Source organism: Caniella muris (assembly GCF_943193035.1).
GTDB classification, from domain to species: Bacteria; Actinomycetota; Coriobacteriia; order Coriobacteriales; family Atopobiaceae; genus Granulimonas; species Granulimonas faecalis.
The window spans coordinates 97,676-112,740 of sequence record NZ_CALPCK010000003.1 but is presented as its reverse complement, the minus strand read 5'-3'; the positions used below and the strand labels follow the sequence as shown (position 1 = coordinate 112,740).

The following is a 15,065-nucleotide window of genomic DNA, read 5'->3' as shown; positions in this document are numbered from 1 at the left end:
GACCTCCTTCATAGGTTGTCGGGACGGTCGGTACGGGGGTCAGCCCTTCCCCTGCCACTGGTTCCAGGCATCCACGGCCTGCTTTCTGGCGGACATCTCCACGTCGTAGGGGCAGTCCTGGGGCGTCGTGACGGTGACCTTCGCCCCGCACTCGTCGTTGGCGCAGGCCACCTCGATGCGGGTCCTCTCGAGATCCGGGTCGTAGGTCTCCTCGACCCGGGCGTCGCAGTGGCAGAAGCCGCAGGGGGCGAGGTCGGTGAGCTCGAAGTCCTCGACGGTGGTGACCGTGGGCTCGGGAGGCATCCGGTCCAGGAACGGCAGGTCCTCCTCGAAGGGGCCGACAGGGCCCCTCCATCCGAGGCAGGTGACCCTCACCCCCTCCTGGGCGAGCACCTCGGCCACCCGGGCCGGGTAGAGGTCCATGAAGTCCTTCTGGGCGTCCTCGTCGTCGGGCCATACCCGCTCGGCCAGGGTCTCGGCGGGCTCGCCCACGAGGGCCGGGGCGAGGCCCACGGAGAAGACGGTGCCCACCGTCATCGGGCACGCCCGGGAGTAGACCTCGCAGCAGAGTTCGCGGAAGTCCGACGGAGTCTTGACCGGCCGGCCCTCGACCAGGAAGTACGCCTCATATCCCGACCCCGTGTAGCGAAACGTTGTCATGGTCACTCCCCCGCCCTGCGGTTCCAGGCGCTCACCACGTCGGTCACGGCGACGTCCACCCCGGCTTCCGTGGTGAGCAGCCCGATTCGGGCCGCGCACATGTCGTAGGAGCACTCCACGGCCACCGTGACGCCCCCAAGGACGCTGTCACGGCCTCTGTAGACCCTCGCGGGGGCCCCGCAGAATGGGCACCGGCGGAGGTCCGTGAGGTCGAAGTCCTCGACCACGACGGCGTCCCTGTGGACCTCGGAGAAGCGGTCGCGCTCTGCGGCCGCGGCTTCGTCCACCTCGTCGGGGTAGTAGTAGCCGAGGTTCTCGAGGATGACCCCGGACTTCCGAAGGGCCTCTCGGACCCTCCCGGGGTACTCCCCGAGGAAGTCCTCGCGGTCCCCGCCGTCGATCCCCGCGAACCTCGCGAGGTTCTCCGCGGGGTCGTCGGTGAGGGCCGGCAGGAGGCCCACGGCGAAAGTGACCCCGACGGTCACCGGGCAGGCCTTCGCAAAGACCTCCCGGCAGAGGCCGCGGAACACCTCAGGGGAGTTCACCTCGGGGCGGTCGCACGAGAGGTAGCAGACGAAACCCTCCTCGACGTACTTGAAGACGGCCATGGGATCTCCTTTCGACAGATATGCGCCAGGGCCCCGCCGGCCATCCGACGGGGCCCTGGAAGAGGGGTTCTATGGGGTTTCGCGGGGGGGGCGGAGGGGCGGTCACTTCCCCACCCTGAGGTTCCAGGCCTCCACCACGGAGACCCTGGCGTCCTCGACGTCCCCTTTCGGGGCGATCAGGGCGATCTGGGCGCCGCACATGTAGTTGGCGCACTCCACGGCCACCTTGGTTTCGCCGGATACCCCGTCGGGTTCCTCGCGGACCCTGGCGATGCCCCCGCAGAAGGGGCACTTCCGAAGGTCCGTGAGGTCGAAGTCGCGGATCACGTCGGCGTCCCAGTAGACCGCCGCGAGGCGGTCCCGCTCCGCGGCCAGATCCTCCGACTCCCCGTGCATGAAGTAGTAGCCGAGGACCTCGAGGGAGACCCCTGTCTCCCTAAGGGCCTCCCAGACCCTCTCGGAGAACTCCCCGAGGAAAGCCCAGCAGTCCTCGCCTCTGAGGCCGGCGTCCCAGGCCAGGTTATCCAAGGGTTCTTCCGTGAGGACCGGCAGGAGGCCGACCCCGAAGGTGGACCCGACGGTCACCGGACAGGCCTTCACAAAGACCTTGCGGCAGAGGTCGCGGAACGCCTCGGGGGAGTTTACTTCAGGGCTGTCACAGGCAAGGTAGCAGACGAAATTATCCTCGACGTACTTGAAGACGGCCACGGGCGCTCCTTTCGACAGGTACGCGAAGGCCCCGCCGGGGTGTCCGACGGGGCCTTTCGCGAAGGGAACTTCTGGGGTTCAAAGGGGAAGGCCCCGGATTGCGGGCTCCGAGGCAGGCCAGGCCCCAAGCTCTAAGCAAGAGGCTCGTGTGCATTCTAGGGGACTTCCCTGGGTTCGCCTTTAGACGTTCAGACGCGACTTTTGGTCCTTGGCCTTCTGGCGTCGATGCCGAGGTCCGGGGCCACGGGGCCGTTTCGATCCACACGCCTCGCAATGGGCGTGACTGCCACACAATGGGCGTGACTGCCACAGCTTGTGGAATGTCGCCCCTTTCGTCGCGTTCCACGGGACCTTCCACCCGGGCCTGCCGGCCCGGGCCCCCTGTGGAGCCGATTCCGGTCCAGGGGCACGACCGGTTGAGGGAGGTCGGCTCAGAGCTCGCCGGTACAGGGGGTGCTTCAGCGCTCCAAAAAGCGCACCTTGAGCTCTTCAAAGCCCTCTTTGGTAAAGCCTTCAAGTTCGTCTTTAGAGCACCAGGCAATGGTGTCTCCTGCCCAGGCGCCCACCTCATCAGCGCTATCGGGGCCGTAGTAGTCTCCCCCGCCTTGACCGTTGCCTACCGCGCAAAGCAAAGGCAGCGGATGATGGGCGCAGCAGAAGTGGCCGAAGCAATTGACTTCGCGCAGACCCAGTGAGGCAAGGATGTCTACGAAGAGCTTCCTGGAAAGATTTACCAGAAAGCCCTGGCAAGCGAGGTGCCCGTCAAGGGTGTTCGACAGAGGCGTTGCCTTGTTCGAGTTCTTCCAAGCGGCTTTCCAAGCAGCGACGCCATCGACATCGGTATTGGAAAGAACGTCGTCGGCGTAGTCGCCCATCCACCACACTTGAGCACCCGTGGCACCGGCTTCCTTAAGGGCACCCATGGCGGCAGACACAGCCTCGCCAACACAGGGGCTGCCGGGAGTACCAAGGTCGTTGGCATAGGCGTGTTCGGTCAGCTTTAGGCCATCCTTGAGAGAGCCGGGGTCTGCCAAAAGAAAGTCGTCTGAGCCTTTCTTGCGAAGCACTCCTACAAAATACTGTCCCATGAAGGGCCTCCTTATATTCCTAGGTGCCTGGTTCATCGGCCAAACCAACGTGGATGTCGGAGCCAAAGCAAGGGCCCCTCTCTTGAGCTGGTCGACTAGAGGCTTATTTCAAGCTCCCACCTCCATAGGTGGGGGTAGTTGACTATTGACCCCATCTCAAAAAGGCCCTCCGAGGAGGGCCTTTGCTCGATGTCGTTCTCTAGGCCACCAGGCGAGGGTTTTGTCCGTCTTCCACTCGCCCGGAAGCCACCGCAGCGGCCCCCTCAAGGCGCCCCTGCTCATAGGCATCGCGGCCATAGGACTTCTTGCGTCGCTTGTGAGAGGTCAGATTCATGTTGTCCATATAGTCGGCTACCTCAGAGGGCACCAGCACAAGGAGCTCTTGGGTCTGCTTGTCCAGGACACTGGCAACCCCCGACACAAAGCCCGCTAGAAAGCTCGTGCGAGCTTTGGCTGCCTCCTGGTTGAGCCAACGCTTCACATAGTCCTCTTTCAGCGACTCATGGCCATAGAGATCCGCCTGGGCCTGGGCAGCCTGCTGCTTGCGGGCCTCCCCTGCCTTCTTGGAAAGCTTCTGCCCGAGGTTTGCCAGGGAATCGAAAACCAGCTTTGCCGCGCTGGCGTCTGAGGAACGACCCACAAAGATGCCCTGGAAGGTCTTGCCGCCACCGCTTAGATAGCATGAGCAGCGATAGCTGCGAGCGACCACGCTCAAAAGGCTCTTTTTCCAGTCCATGCGGACGCTGCCCACAGAGATCTCTTCGATCACCTCGGGCACCTCTGCCCAAAGCTCTCGCTCAGAGATGTCGTGGGCCACCATGAGGCGCTGGGCGGCCAAAGCGGCAGCCACAGCCTCCGCCTCCGTGGCCCCCGCCTCAGAGGTCACGGCCAAAAGCTTCTTGATCTTGTCGATGAGACGGTCTTTGGCGGTATCTGCCATGGGAGCTCCTTTCCACATTACTTCGCAGGGCCTCTGGCCGCTGGTTTTACCAGCGGGCTTTTTGGCGTGAACGAACACAGGACCCCAGGAGAAAGCGGCTTTCCTGGGGCTTCTAAGACATTTGCTTTTAAGCTTCTAAGACAGTGTGTTTGGCAAGTGCTTTCCAAAGTGGCCTATGACGATCTGGCGGGCGTCCTCGTCAAAGATGAAGTGCAGCCGCACCGACCTGTCGTTGCCAACGTTGCACACTTTAAGTATGGCCGACAGGCCCCGCGGGGTTCCCGCAGGCCCTGCCCGCCCTGTCTCGAACGATCTCGCCGGCCCTCCATGAGAGGGCCTCAGGCCTCCCAATTGCTGTGGGTTTCTGCGGAATAATATTCCACGGAAACCCACACCAAGGCGTCTAGCTGGGGATACTTCGACCGGCGTGCGGCCTCAGCCCTCGGCGCGGCGGCGCTCCCGGTCCAGGAGGTCGCCCACGGCACGGCAGATGACGTCGGCGTTCCTCAGGCAGAAGTAGTTCTGGCCGCCGGTGGTGTCACCCGGCCCCTCGCAGATGCGGTACAGGGCCTTAGGCAGGGCCCTGGGCTGCTCCCCCAGCATGGGGAGGATGTCGGTGTCCACGAACACCCAGCGCTCCCCGTCGGTGAAGTAGCCGGAGCAGCCGACCCTCTGCTCGTGGAAGAGGATGTTCTTGACGTCGACGGCCTCGATGTCCGGCCGGACCCTCTTCATGGCGTTCTTGAGCTTGACGGCGAGGACGACCGGCTCCGCCTTCGGTTTCATTGGTGTGGCCATGGAACCTCCTTGAAGTATGGCCGGCAGGACCCGCGGGGTTCCCGCAGGCCCTGCCGGGCCCTGTCTCGAACGATTCCGCCGGGCCTTTCTGAGAGGGCCTCAGGCCTCCCAATCGAAGGCGCCGACGATGTGGCGCAGGCGCGCCATGCGGTCTCCCGTGATGACGATGGAGACCACGTCCACGGAGACGGTCCCGGGGCGGTCCTGGGTCGCGACGTAGGAGAGGGCGTCCCTGCGGAACCCTGGGCGCTCCCGGTCGTCCACCACGGCCATGAGCGGGTCGGTCGCCCCGGGCTCCACCCGGGCCCTGACAGACACCAGGACGGGGGTGCCGTCGGCGTCCCTCGCCTCGATGTAGGGACGGCCCCCGGGGCCCACCCAGGGGTCCTCGAGGACCTCACAGCCCCTGCGGAGCAGGTAGATCCGGGTGAGGTCCGCGGCCTCTGCGAGGGTCTCGGCCTCGCCGTAGGCCTCCACGGGCTTCCCGGGGCGCTCGAAGGCGTCCCAAGGGGCACAGGAGGGGTCGGCCGCGAGGTCCCAGCGGACACCGCACGGGATGTCGGCGGGCTTCTCCGCGGACCCGTGGCGCGGGGCCTCCCCGGGGGTCTTCTCGGCCCCTCCCGCGATCTTTGCGAGGCACCCCGCGAGGGCCAGGAGGTCCCACCACGGGATGTCTTTGCCCGAGGGCCCCTCGGAGAGGTCCGAGACGCGCCCCGAGAGCACCGAGGCCAGGGTGTCGGCGTCCATGGGCTCCCCCGCCTCGGAGCACCACCGGGCCGTGGCCGCCCAGACCAGGGCCTCGCGGATCTCTCCCGGGAGCTCTGCGAGGAAGGCCTGGGGGCCCCAGGGGGTGCCCTCCCCGGGGGCCGGGGTGTGGAGGTCTGAGACCATGGCGTCGAGCACCGACCAGAGCCTGGCCGTGGCCGATATGCGGGCGCGCGCCGCCTCGCGGCCGAGCTCGCCGCCCGCCGACAGGCCGACCTCCCCCGGGACCCGGGCCAGGTCGGCCGCAGCGACGATGAGCTCCCCGGCCTCCCCGTCGCAGCCGAGCGCCGGGCCGTCCTGGGCGCAGCGGATGTAGGCCGCCGCGCCCGGCAGGCCGTCGCCCCCGTCCAGGCCGTAGTCGAAGGCCGAGAGGCCCTCTCCCCAGCGGGAGGGCCCCTCCGTGGCGGGGCCCACCCAGGGTCCGGCCACGGCCAGGATGCGGCTCCGGTCCTCGTCGAGCATCACGGGCACGCAGGCGCCGCGGCACGGGTCGTCCACGGGGGTGACCACCACGCAGCAGGCGAGTGCCCGGCCGTCGTCGAGGTCCAGGGTGCCGACCACGGCCATGTGGCAGGCCGTGTCCCAGTCCGGCACCTCCATGAGGGCGGGCAGGGCCCCGTCCTCGGTGAAGCCCAGGGAGGCCGCCTCCGCGGCCACCTCGGCGATGCGCTCCGAGAGGGCCTCGGCGGCGCACCCGACGAGGCCCGCCACGAGGCCCGGCTGGGGCGGTTTCACGAGGATCGATGAGAGGTTTCCGGCGGGCCAGCCCACCGCGGGGTCGAGAAGGTCCATCATGTCCTCCTTGAGGTTCGGTCGCGGGTGTCTCGTTCGGGAAGGCCCCCTCAGGCGGTCTCGGGGGCGCGGCCCTCGGCCCAGGCCGCCTCCCCCTCGTCGGAGTCCCAGAAGCCGCACTCCCCGTCGCAGGCGGCGACCACGGCCCTCACGGCCCGCTCGCAGGCGAGGCGGTAGAGGGACTGGTAGGCGCCCACGTCGGCGAGCCACCGGTCCCAGGAGTCCGTGGGAAGGCCGTCTTCGTCGAGCCCCCACGCGTCGGCCTCGGCGGCCTCGAGGGCGCGCCCCAGGGAGGCGAGGGTCGGGACGAGGCGGTTCCACTCGGAGCAGCCCTCGTAGTCGAGGTCGCAGGTAGCCTCCACGGGCAGGGCCCGGGGCACCTCGTCGCCGTCCAGGTCCACCTCGAGGTAGGTGCCGTGGACCGAGTCGTAGAGGTACCAGCCACCGACCGATGGCAGGGTGCAGGTGCGCCCGGTGCCGAAGTTCTCGAGGTAGACCCAGAAGCCGTCCACCAGGCGGGCCCCGACGTGGGCGCAGAGGCGACGGACCGCCCGGTCCCCCCGGGCGCAGATGCCGGCGACCATGTCGCCCAGGACGTTCGTTGCGTGGTCAGTGCGGCCGGTGACGGTGCCGAAGGTGCCGGTGCGCTCGACGGTCGTTTCCATGGGATGCCCCCTCTCGTCTCGGGCGCACCCACTGCGGGCCGCCCCCGCGGGCACTGCCGGGCGCGCCTTTGCGCGCGACCCTCGCCGGTGCCGGGGCGAGGGAGGCGGGGCGCCCAGGGAATCCCGGGCGCCCCGTCGGACCTGTCGGGGATGGGCCAGGGAGGCCGGGGCATCGACCGGCCCGGCCGTCCAGGCCCCGTCGAGGCCGAGGTCGAAGGCGACATCGGCCAGGGGCCCCGGGATCTCTCCCGGGGCCCCTCGGGGTGCCTTCTCGGATGTCTTGGGTCGGGTGCCCCGCGGGGCGGCCTAGGGACGGCCCCCGGCCGGGTGGGACACGGACAGGGGGCCGGGCTCGGAGCGGAAGACCCGCCTCTCCTGCCCGCAAGGGGGGACTTTCGGCCACCTTTCCCGGCTATCGTGTAAGTTATCGGCGTAACTTACACGATTGTGCAGGATGTTGCACATTGGAGCCGGTCCTAGCGAAGTCTCGCCAGTGTGGCCTCGCACACGGATCCGACCGGGTCCAAGAGGCGGATGCGAAGCTCCTCGGCCCCGCCCACGCCGGAGACCTCGTCCAGGGCCGTTGCGACGGCATCGGGGAGCCCCTTCGAGAGGTCGGCCACCTTCGCGACACACCAGTCACCGTTCAGGTCGCACGCCTTGGCCATACGCGTCACCGCCCCGATGCCCAGGCGTCCCACCGCGCTCACGCCCCCTATGCCCATGGCGACCCTGCGGTCCCTCGCTCCGTCGTAGGGAAGCCCGGACGCGCAGTCGTACATCGGGGCCAGGCGGACCCCTCCGTCGGGATACTCCAGGAGGGAGAAGTTCTTGGCGTGGCCGTCGGGCGCCCCCAGCAGGTGGTTCGCGACGGCCATGAGGAAGAAGGCTTTCTTGTCCGTGTCCGGGTCGTCGCTGAACCGGTCTATGGCGGCGGCGATGTCCGGGGCCCCGGGGCCCCCGTTCTCCGTGTACTTGTTCTCCGGCAGGATCCCGCACGCCTGGCAGAGGTCCTCCTGGTGGATCCGGACGACATCGAAGGGCCTCCGGACGACCCGGTCGAACCTCTCGATGCAGACGGCACCGAGCCCGTCGAGGTACTCGGTGTTCGCGACCTCGACGCCCATGAGGGCGCATGCCCTCATGGTCACGTGCTCGACCAGGGACTGGAAGGCCATGCCCTTGATTCCCGGCTTAAGGATGTGGGTCGTGGCCGCGTCGCCCTCGCAGGAGTACCAGCGTCCGTCGAAGCGGGCGAGGGCGATTTTCGGCTGGAACCCCCCGAGGGACCAGTGCTCCGCCCTCGCCTGCCAGGACGCCTCGCCCCCGTCCATGAGCTCGGAGAGACGGAGTCCCAGGACGCCCTCGTCGACCTCGACGTAGTCGGACGCCCTCGGAACCGGGCCCTCGCCCACGCCGAGGAAGGAGACGGCCCCCGGGCAGTCCCTTCCCATGAGGGACAGGAGCCCCATGACGTTTCCGGGGCCGACCCCCTCGCCCTCGCCCATGGCCGCCCTCGCCTCTCGGTCGTCCGGCAGGAGCCCGGCAAGGAAGGGCTTCAGGTCCTTCTCGAGGTAAGGCGGCGTCCTTACGGGCAGGCGCACCGAAAGCGGCATGCCGTCGTAGCCCGGGGCGTACCGGAGTCTCATGAGGCCGTGCCCGTCGCGGTCCACGACGGCCGTGGGGGTGCCGTAGAGCCATGCGGTGAGGGCCTTGGCTACCATGGCGCTCCCTTCTCGGACGCCTCGAGCATCCTGGCGATCGCCTCGCTGCGTGCCTGCTGCCGTCGGGCGCGAAGCTCCTGGATGGTGGGGCCCGCAGGTCCTCCCTCGTCGGCCCCGACGGTCACGGCGAGCCCCAGGGCCTTGAGGATGCGGTCGGCCTTGTCCATCGCCATCCCGTCCGCCCGGCCCGCCTCGAGGTCGAGGATGCGCCGACGGGAGACGCCGGCGAGCTCGGCCAGCCGGGCCTGGGTGAGGCCCTGCTCCTCCCTGGCCTCCCTCACGGCGAGCCCTATCGCCAGGGCCAATCTGAAGGCCATGGGACACCTCCGTCCGTGCTGGATGTGCAATATCATGCACAAGTCTCCATGGGCATGATATTGCACATCGGGAGGGGCATCAAGGGAGGGGTCGGCGGCCTGCGACGAGAGAAGGGCCCCGGGAGATGATCCCGGGGCCCTTCGGGGGCGCACCCGTCGTCCGCTTCGCTGTCTAGGACCCGACGGTCCCCCTGAGCGTCCGGACCGCCCTCCGGATCGCCTCCGCCTCGGCAGCGAGGTCGCCGCACGGGACGTCGAAGGGCTCCGCCACGGACACGAGGTCGGACACGGTGATTCCCGAGCCCTTCCCGGCCACCGTGCAGGCCCTCTCCCGGGTGCCGTAGGCCCTCCATGAGGGGGTGAGGTCGTAGGCGGGTGCCAGCTCCCAGGCACCTTCGCGGCACAGGTACGAGAAGTTCTTCGCGTGGTCGTCGAGGTTTCCCGAGAACACGTTGAAGCACATCAGGCGGAAGAGCCGCAGGCGGTCCCCCGCCGGGCACCGGAGGGCGTCGGTCAGCTGGAACAGGTTCTCGTAGTCGAGGACAGGGATCCGGTGGGAGACCTCGAGAAGGCCGCCGGCGCTCACCATGTGGACCCGTCCCCCACCGGGCGTGCGGTCGAAACGGCGGACCGCGAAATAACCGGGGCACACCTCCGACGGGGGCAGACGCGTCTCGGGGACGTCCAGGCCGCATTCCGCGGCACAGGCCATATAGGCATACTCCTCGACCCCCGCAGACGGTCCGTCCTGCCCCGTGGGGAACTTGACGATCCACGGGTCGCCTTCGATGGAGACGAGGGCCTTGGGTCGGTCGCCCCCGGAGGAGCCGGCGAGGACCCTGAGCCTGTCGACGTCGGCCGGGTCCTCCAAGGGCTCGTCGTCGAGGATCCGGCGGCACTCCCCCAGGAAACGGTCGAGGTCGCCGATGTCGGCGACCATGGTGTCGGCCAACTCCCGGCTCGGTTCGAACGAGAGGGCCCCCATGGCGCCGTCGCCCACGAGGCAGAGCCTCTCGAGCACCCCGACGGACCTCGGGTCCACGCCCTGCATCCTCAGGGACCTGTCCAGCAGGAGCCTCCCCCACCCGTCCGGCATCGCGTCGTCGATGACGCCGAACACGCCTTCCAGGGGGTCCGGCGAGGCGACCCGGACCCCCGGGGCCAGCGGGAGGCTGAAGGGGCTGATCGAGAACCCCTCCTCGATCCAGGAGGGGGCGTACGAGAAGGCCATGAGGCCGTCGGGTGTCATGGCCGCCGTACCGACCCGCGACCCCTCCAGGGAGACGGAAACGGTCTTCGGGGCCTCAGCGACGGGGTTTCCCCTCCGTGCCATCGGCGACCACCTCCTCGATGGTCCGGTACGCGGGCTTGGCGAACAGGGCGTCCAGGTCGCTGTCGCAGCCCAGGGCCCGGGCCACCTCCACGACCGTCTTCAGGGTGGCCCTGCCGCGGTGCTCGAGGTTCCGCAGGGTGGCCACCGAGACGCCGCTGCGCTCCGCCAGCTGCTCTTGGGTGAGGCCGAGGGCGGACCGCCGTGCCCGGACACGGGAGCCGAGGGCCTCGAGGGTCCTTTTGGGCGTCGCCGTTCCGGATATGATCTCGAGCGGTGTGGCCATCATGGACTCCAGAATCGCTGGTTTCTTAGCGGTAGCGTTGCGCTTATCTGGGATTATTCTACCAGAAGCGCTAGATTTCTAGCGGTAATGGCAGCGCAGTGCCAGGTAGAGGCGGGCCACATCCTAGTCGAGGAGCCCGCAAAGCTCCTCGAACTCCCCCTCGGGAAGGGATACCGTGCCCATGGCCTCCGAGACCATGGTGCGCAGGTTCCAGTCGTCCTCGAGGCGCTCCGCCATGGCCTCCATGACGAGGCGCCGGCAGGTCGAGTTCGGGCACTTCCTCCGGAAGATCTCGGAGTCGTCGTTGCCGGTGGCCGCGAGGACGCCGGCGGCCACCCCGGCACTGCGGCTGACGCCGCCGTCGCAGGCCACGACGACGAGGCCGGCGAGGTCCATGGCCAAGGCGCCGTCCCAGACGAAGTCGGCCACGGCCATCGCCTGGTCCTTCCCCATGGGCTCCAAGGGGCGGCCCCAGGAGGCGTGCTCCCCGTCCTCCACGTCGTCGAACAGGAGCTCCAGGTGGCGGGCGGCGCCCGCGGGCACCTCGATGGGGTCGGAGTCCGGGCCGGTCATGAGGATGCAGTCGAAGGGGCCCTCCAGGCTGGACGCCTGGACCCTCGGGCAGACGACGATGCGGTGGGCCTCGCCGAGGATGGTGCAGTCGACGGCGACGAGTTCGGTTCCCATGGCGGGCTCCTTTCTGGGGGTCGGTCGTTAGGGGTCGTTGTCTTGGGTCAGGGGGACGAAGCTGGGGCCCTCGGGGCCCTCCCGTCTCACGGCCGCCACGCAGCCGGTGAGGTTCGGGCACCGGCACGGGAAGAGGTCCCCGATGGCGCAGCCGCACCCCGCGTCGGTGTCCACCAGGCCGTCGGCCCCCGCCTTGTGGAGCGTCTGGGAGAGCAGGACGTCGGCGGCCGTGAGGCGGGCGAGGGCCCGCGCACAGCGCCTTCGGTAGGACTCCGACGGCAGGGTCCCCTCGAACCGGGGGTCGAGATGGTCCTGGAGGTCGGCCGTCTTCACGAGGCTCGCCACGGGGTCCTTGGCCACGCGGTCGATGTAGGCGGTGTAGCCCTCCCCCTCCCTGCGGGTGAGGGCGTCCACGGAGGCGGCCAGAGCCGGTGAGAACCCGAGGGAGATGTCGTCCAGGGTGACCTCGGAGTCCTCCACCAGGTCGTGGAGCAGGGCGGCCGAGATGGGACCGGTGTCCGCGGGGCCCCAGGCCCTCTCGACGGCGGCAGCCACGCGCTCGGAGTGGGCCTTGAGGCCGTCGTCGAACTTCGCCACGTACAGGAGCAGGAAGCGGGCGTTCTCCACCTCCGTGTGGTCCGACCAGCCGGACCCCTTGGAGATGATCTCGCGGATGGGTATGTCCATGGGGGACCTTTCTTCCGTAGGGCGGTCCTCTAGGACCACTTAGGGACGGTCCCGTGGCGGTCCTCCGGCTCGTCCGAGGAGGGCTCGCCGGGGTCCGGGAGAGCTCCGTCCATGGCTCAGGCTCGCAAGTTGATCCAAGCCAGCGCGAGGCCCGTCCCGCTCCCGATCAATGCCGTGAGGGCCAGCGGGCGCTGCGCCACGCCGTCCCCGTAGATCGCGGTCATGGGGTCCACGAGGAAGGAGAAGAACAGCAAGAGATATGCTGGGATGATCACGAGGAGCGTGGCGGCCATGAGGCACTGGAGAAGGACCGGGTGGCGCCTGGCCCAGGCCATGAGGGAGGCGTCGACGGCCTTCACCAGGGGGCACTGGAGAAGGGCCCGACAGCGCCTGGCCCAGGGGCGGCGGCCGCCCGTCTCGATGTCGTCCATGGGATCTCCCTTCGGGTGATGTGCTTGGTTTCGGGTGGCGTGCCTGCGGGTCGCCCGGAAGGACCTGCATCCCCGGTGCGCGTCAGCACCTAGGGGAGGGTCTCCCAGTGTCCCCCGTGGCGGGGCCCCACCCGCCTTAGGCGCCCCTCGGCCTTGAGCCTGGAGGCGCACCGCTCGACCTGCCTCACGGTCGCGCCCAGGGCCCGGGCCGCCTGGGCGAGGGACAGGTCCGGCCGGTCCCTGAAGAGGGCCAGGAGGCGCCCCTGCAGCGCCCGGGGGCCTTCCCGGTCCAGGGGCGCCAGGCCCCGGCCTGCCACCGCCCGGGACAGGGACGCCCCTATGGCGTCGAGCATGAACGCCACGAACGGTGCGGCGCCCCCCGTGACCCCGGCTACCCCCAGGGCCCGGCGGTAGCCCTCCTCGCGCCCCCAGACCTCGGACTCCACGGGGAGGTAGGTGAAGACGCCGCTCCACCGGCACAGGACCGCCGTCTGCCAGAGCCTGGCCAGGGCCCCGTCGCCCTCGGCGAAGGGGCGGGTGCACAGGATCTCGCAGTGGGCGACGCAGGCCGCCACCAGGGGGTGGGCCGTCGTATGCCCGATCCAGGAGAGGAGGTCAGAGACCCCCTCCGGCACCTCCCCCACGGGCCGGCCCGTGAGGGTGCCGTGGGCCCAGAGGAGGTCCTCTGCGGAGTGGGGCGCGAGCCCCGGCAGGGCGGCGTAGGCCCTGCAGACGTTCTCGACCCCGAGGGCGTCCGGGTCCGGACCGGCCGCGGCGCGGCCCCAGGCCAGGGCGGCCACCTGCCCCTCGGACAGGGTGCCTCCGCCCAGGGCCAGGGAGGCGTGGACGGCCCTCGCCCGGGCGCGCCGCCGCACCGCCGGCTCAGGCTCCGCGAGGCCCGCCGCCTCGGCCCGGCCGACGAGCCGGCCTATGGAGACCATGGACCGGACCATCCCGTCGGAGACCGCGAGGGCCCTTTCGAAGGCCAAGGCGCACCCCCTTCCACCGCCGCCTTTGGCGCCATGGTACCGGTTATCCCCGGGAAGTGCGGTTTTTCGGCCCATCCGGGAAATCCTGGCGTCTCCGCCGTCAGAGGACCCCGTCACAGACCCGGTAGGGCTCCATGGCCTTCAGGTCCAGCCGGACCAGGGGGTAGGTGCAGAAGCCGCTCTTCTCCTCGATGCCCGTGGGGCGATACAGCCCGAGCTCCCCGAGGCGCTCCCGGAGCGCTTTGGAACAGCCGTTGGTGTCGATGTAGGCCATGGCGCCGTCCACATCGGGCATCCCGCCGAGGTTCACGGTGACGTCGCAGAAGGGCTCCCCGGTATCCGCCTCCACGGCACCGACGTAGGTTCCTCCGAAGTAATACTCCTCCACCGTCAGGTAGAGCTCCGTGGGTTCACCCAGGAAGTCGATGACGATGGGGGTCGGGCGGGTCTCATCGGTGTTCGCCATGGCGTCTCCTCTACGTTGTTTCTTTGCTTCCTTGGCCGCGGTGCCGGGGCCTCACCCCGTACCGCTCGCGCCCCCTCCCGCCCGCGCCTCCCCGGCGCGGGTCCCTCGGCGATCCCGGTGTATGATCACTGTGGGGATAAATATCACCCGGGTGATATTTTCTGGAGGTGCCATGGGTCGGTTGGAGAGGCTCCGCGAGGTGGAGCGCGAGATCGAGGGGAGCCTGTCGGACGCCTCCATGGGGTGGACCCGTGTCTACCGCCTGGTGTCGGAGGTGGCCGAGGAGCGCCTCTGGCTCGACTCCTACCGCTCCCTCGCCTCCTGGATGAGGTCCTTCGGGGACAGGTCGAGGGTGTCCGTGAACTACCTCAACCGGGTCCTTGCCGCCGGGCGCTCCTACGAGGCCTTCCGGGAGCGGTCCCTGGCCGCCGGCAGGCCTTGCCCGGAGCTCTCGGCAGCCCCGGTCTCGGCCACCGCCGTGGCGGAGGCCCGAAGGGTCTCCGCCGGGCGCCCCGAGGCCTTCGATCGCCTCATGGGCTCCCTCGTCTCAGGCGACACGACGCTTTCGGAGGTCCGCCGGATGGCGGCCGCCGGGGCCGGCCTGAGGGACCGCGGGCGCCCCCGGGCGGGCACCTCGGCGCCTTCTGGGCACCTGCCCGAGGAGCTGCTCTGGGCCCTCTCGCCGGAGGCCCTCGGGGCGACGTCTTCCGACCCCTCCCGAAGGTTCCTCTGGCAGGCCTTCCCGGAGACCTCCGGCAGGCACTCGGCGTCAACCCTCGTGGCCACAGACTGCCTCAGGCAGGCCACCCTGGAAGACCTCGACGGCACCCCTGCGGGGATCGACCTCCTGTGGTTCGCCGCCGTGGCCGACCCCGGGTTCCCGTCGGCGGTGGTGCCCAAGGCCCCTGCCGGGGTGGATTTCGCGTGGCTCTGCGTAGACGCCGCGGAAGCGCCCGCCGCGGCGTCGGCGAGGCCCTCCGGATGGGGCCTCACGGTCTGCGATGTCTCCGCCGGGACCGTGACCGAGGTCACCCGGGGGCGCCGCCGGAGGGCCGACGCAGGGGGGCGCACCGACCTCCTCGAGGGGGCCCTCATGAGGTGCCTCAGGAGGGTGTGAGAGGGGC

Annotated in this window: 18 protein-coding genes; 1 reads left to right on the top strand and 17 read right to left on the bottom strand. The window is 69.4% G+C overall.

Features of this window, described 5'->3' with window-relative positions; genetic code table 11:
• Positions 1 to 39 precede the first annotated feature (39 nt).
• From NFR49_RS09850 to NFR49_RS09765, 17 genes are all read right to left on the bottom strand, one after another.
• Positions 40 to 660, bottom strand: a complete 621-nt coding sequence (locus NFR49_RS09850; RefSeq protein ID WP_251159429.1) for a hypothetical protein — start codon at positions 658 to 660, stop codon at positions 40 to 42.
• Between the two features lie 2 nt (positions 661 to 662).
• Positions 663 to 1,268 (bottom strand): Lar family restriction alleviation protein, encoded by a 606-nt coding sequence (locus tag NFR49_RS09845; RefSeq protein WP_251159428.1) that lies wholly within the window; start codon positions 1,266 to 1,268, stop codon positions 663 to 665.
• Positions 1,269 to 1,370: 102 nt separating this feature from the next.
• The gene (locus tag NFR49_RS09840) at positions 1,371 to 1,976 is read right to left on the bottom strand and encodes a Lar family restriction alleviation protein (protein ID WP_251159427.1); all 606 of its coding nucleotides are present in this window, start codon (positions 1,974 to 1,976) and stop codon (positions 1,371 to 1,373) included.
• A 458-nt stretch (positions 1,977 to 2,434) separates the two neighbouring features.
• Positions 2,435 to 3,064, bottom strand: a complete 630-nt coding sequence (locus NFR49_RS09835; RefSeq protein ID WP_251159426.1) for a hypothetical protein — start codon at positions 3,062 to 3,064, stop codon at positions 2,435 to 2,437.
• Between the two features lie 199 nt (positions 3,065 to 3,263).
• Positions 3,264 to 4,004, bottom strand: a complete 741-nt coding sequence (locus tag NFR49_RS09830; protein WP_251159425.1) for a DUF7168 domain-containing protein — start codon at positions 4,002 to 4,004, stop codon at positions 3,264 to 3,266.
• A 435-nt stretch (positions 4,005 to 4,439) separates the two neighbouring features.
• On the bottom strand, positions 4,440 to 4,802 hold the full coding sequence (locus NFR49_RS09825) for a hypothetical protein (protein WP_251159424.1): 363 nt from the start codon (positions 4,800 to 4,802) through the stop codon (positions 4,440 to 4,442).
• A gap of 99 nt (positions 4,803 to 4,901) precedes the next feature.
• The gene (locus tag NFR49_RS09820) at positions 4,902 to 6,359 is read right to left on the bottom strand and encodes a hypothetical protein (RefSeq protein ID WP_251159423.1); all 1,458 of its coding nucleotides are present in this window, start codon (positions 6,357 to 6,359) and stop codon (positions 4,902 to 4,904) included.
• Between the two features lie 50 nt (positions 6,360 to 6,409).
• Entirely contained in the window at positions 6,410 to 7,024 is a 615-nt protein-coding gene (locus NFR49_RS09815; RefSeq protein ID WP_251159422.1) for a hypothetical protein, read from the bottom strand.
• Positions 7,025 to 7,500: 476 nt separating this feature from the next.
• Positions 7,501 to 8,748 (bottom strand): HipA domain-containing protein, encoded by a 1,248-nt coding sequence (locus tag NFR49_RS09810; RefSeq protein ID WP_251159421.1) that lies wholly within the window; start codon positions 8,746 to 8,748, stop codon positions 7,501 to 7,503.
• Positions 8,742 to 9,065 carry a helix-turn-helix domain-containing protein gene (locus tag NFR49_RS09805; RefSeq protein WP_168354093.1) on the bottom strand — a complete coding sequence of 108 codons (324 nt, stop codon included), beginning with the start codon at positions 9,063 to 9,065 and terminating at the stop codon, positions 8,742 to 8,744. The genes NFR49_RS09810 and NFR49_RS09805 overlap by 7 nt, the downstream gene beginning before the upstream one ends.
• 172 nt (positions 9,066 to 9,237) lie before the next feature.
• A complete protein-coding gene (locus NFR49_RS09800; protein WP_251159420.1) occupies positions 9,238 to 10,398 on the bottom strand; it encodes a type II toxin-antitoxin system HipA family toxin in 1,161 nt (386 codons plus the stop codon).
• Positions 10,370 to 10,681, bottom strand: a complete 312-nt coding sequence (locus NFR49_RS09795) for a helix-turn-helix domain-containing protein (protein WP_251159419.1) — start codon at positions 10,679 to 10,681, stop codon at positions 10,370 to 10,372. Before NFR49_RS09795 ends, NFR49_RS09800 begins: the two co-directional genes overlap by 29 nt.
• Before the next feature lie 123 nt (positions 10,682 to 10,804).
• On the bottom strand, positions 10,805 to 11,368 hold the full coding sequence (locus NFR49_RS09790; protein WP_251159418.1) for a hypothetical protein: 564 nt from the start codon (positions 11,366 to 11,368) through the stop codon (positions 10,805 to 10,807).
• Between the two features lie 27 nt (positions 11,369 to 11,395).
• On the bottom strand, positions 11,396 to 12,055 hold the full coding sequence (locus tag NFR49_RS09785) for a hypothetical protein (protein ID WP_251159417.1): 660 nt from the start codon (positions 12,053 to 12,055) through the stop codon (positions 11,396 to 11,398).
• 116 nt (positions 12,056 to 12,171) lie between these two features.
• The gene (locus NFR49_RS09780) at positions 12,172 to 12,486 is read right to left on the bottom strand and encodes a hypothetical protein (RefSeq protein ID WP_251159483.1); all 315 of its coding nucleotides are present in this window, start codon (positions 12,484 to 12,486) and stop codon (positions 12,172 to 12,174) included.
• Between the two features lie 89 nt (positions 12,487 to 12,575).
• On the bottom strand, positions 12,576 to 13,475 hold the full coding sequence (locus NFR49_RS10190) for a Fic family protein (RefSeq protein WP_275557155.1): 900 nt from the start codon (positions 13,473 to 13,475) through the stop codon (positions 12,576 to 12,578).
• Between the two features lie 100 nt (positions 13,476 to 13,575).
• Positions 13,576 to 13,941 carry a DUF4313 domain-containing protein gene (locus NFR49_RS09765; protein ID WP_251159416.1) on the bottom strand — a complete coding sequence of 122 codons (366 nt, stop codon included), beginning with the start codon at positions 13,939 to 13,941 and terminating at the stop codon, positions 13,576 to 13,578.
• 172 nt (positions 13,942 to 14,113) lie between these two features.
• On the opposite strand from NFR49_RS09765, the gene NFR49_RS09760 reads away from it, so the two are divergent.
• Positions 14,114 to 15,058, top strand: coding sequence for a hypothetical protein (locus NFR49_RS09760; RefSeq protein ID WP_251159415.1), 945 nt, complete (start codon positions 14,114 to 14,116; stop codon positions 15,056 to 15,058).
• Positions 15,059 to 15,065 lie beyond the last annotated feature (7 nt).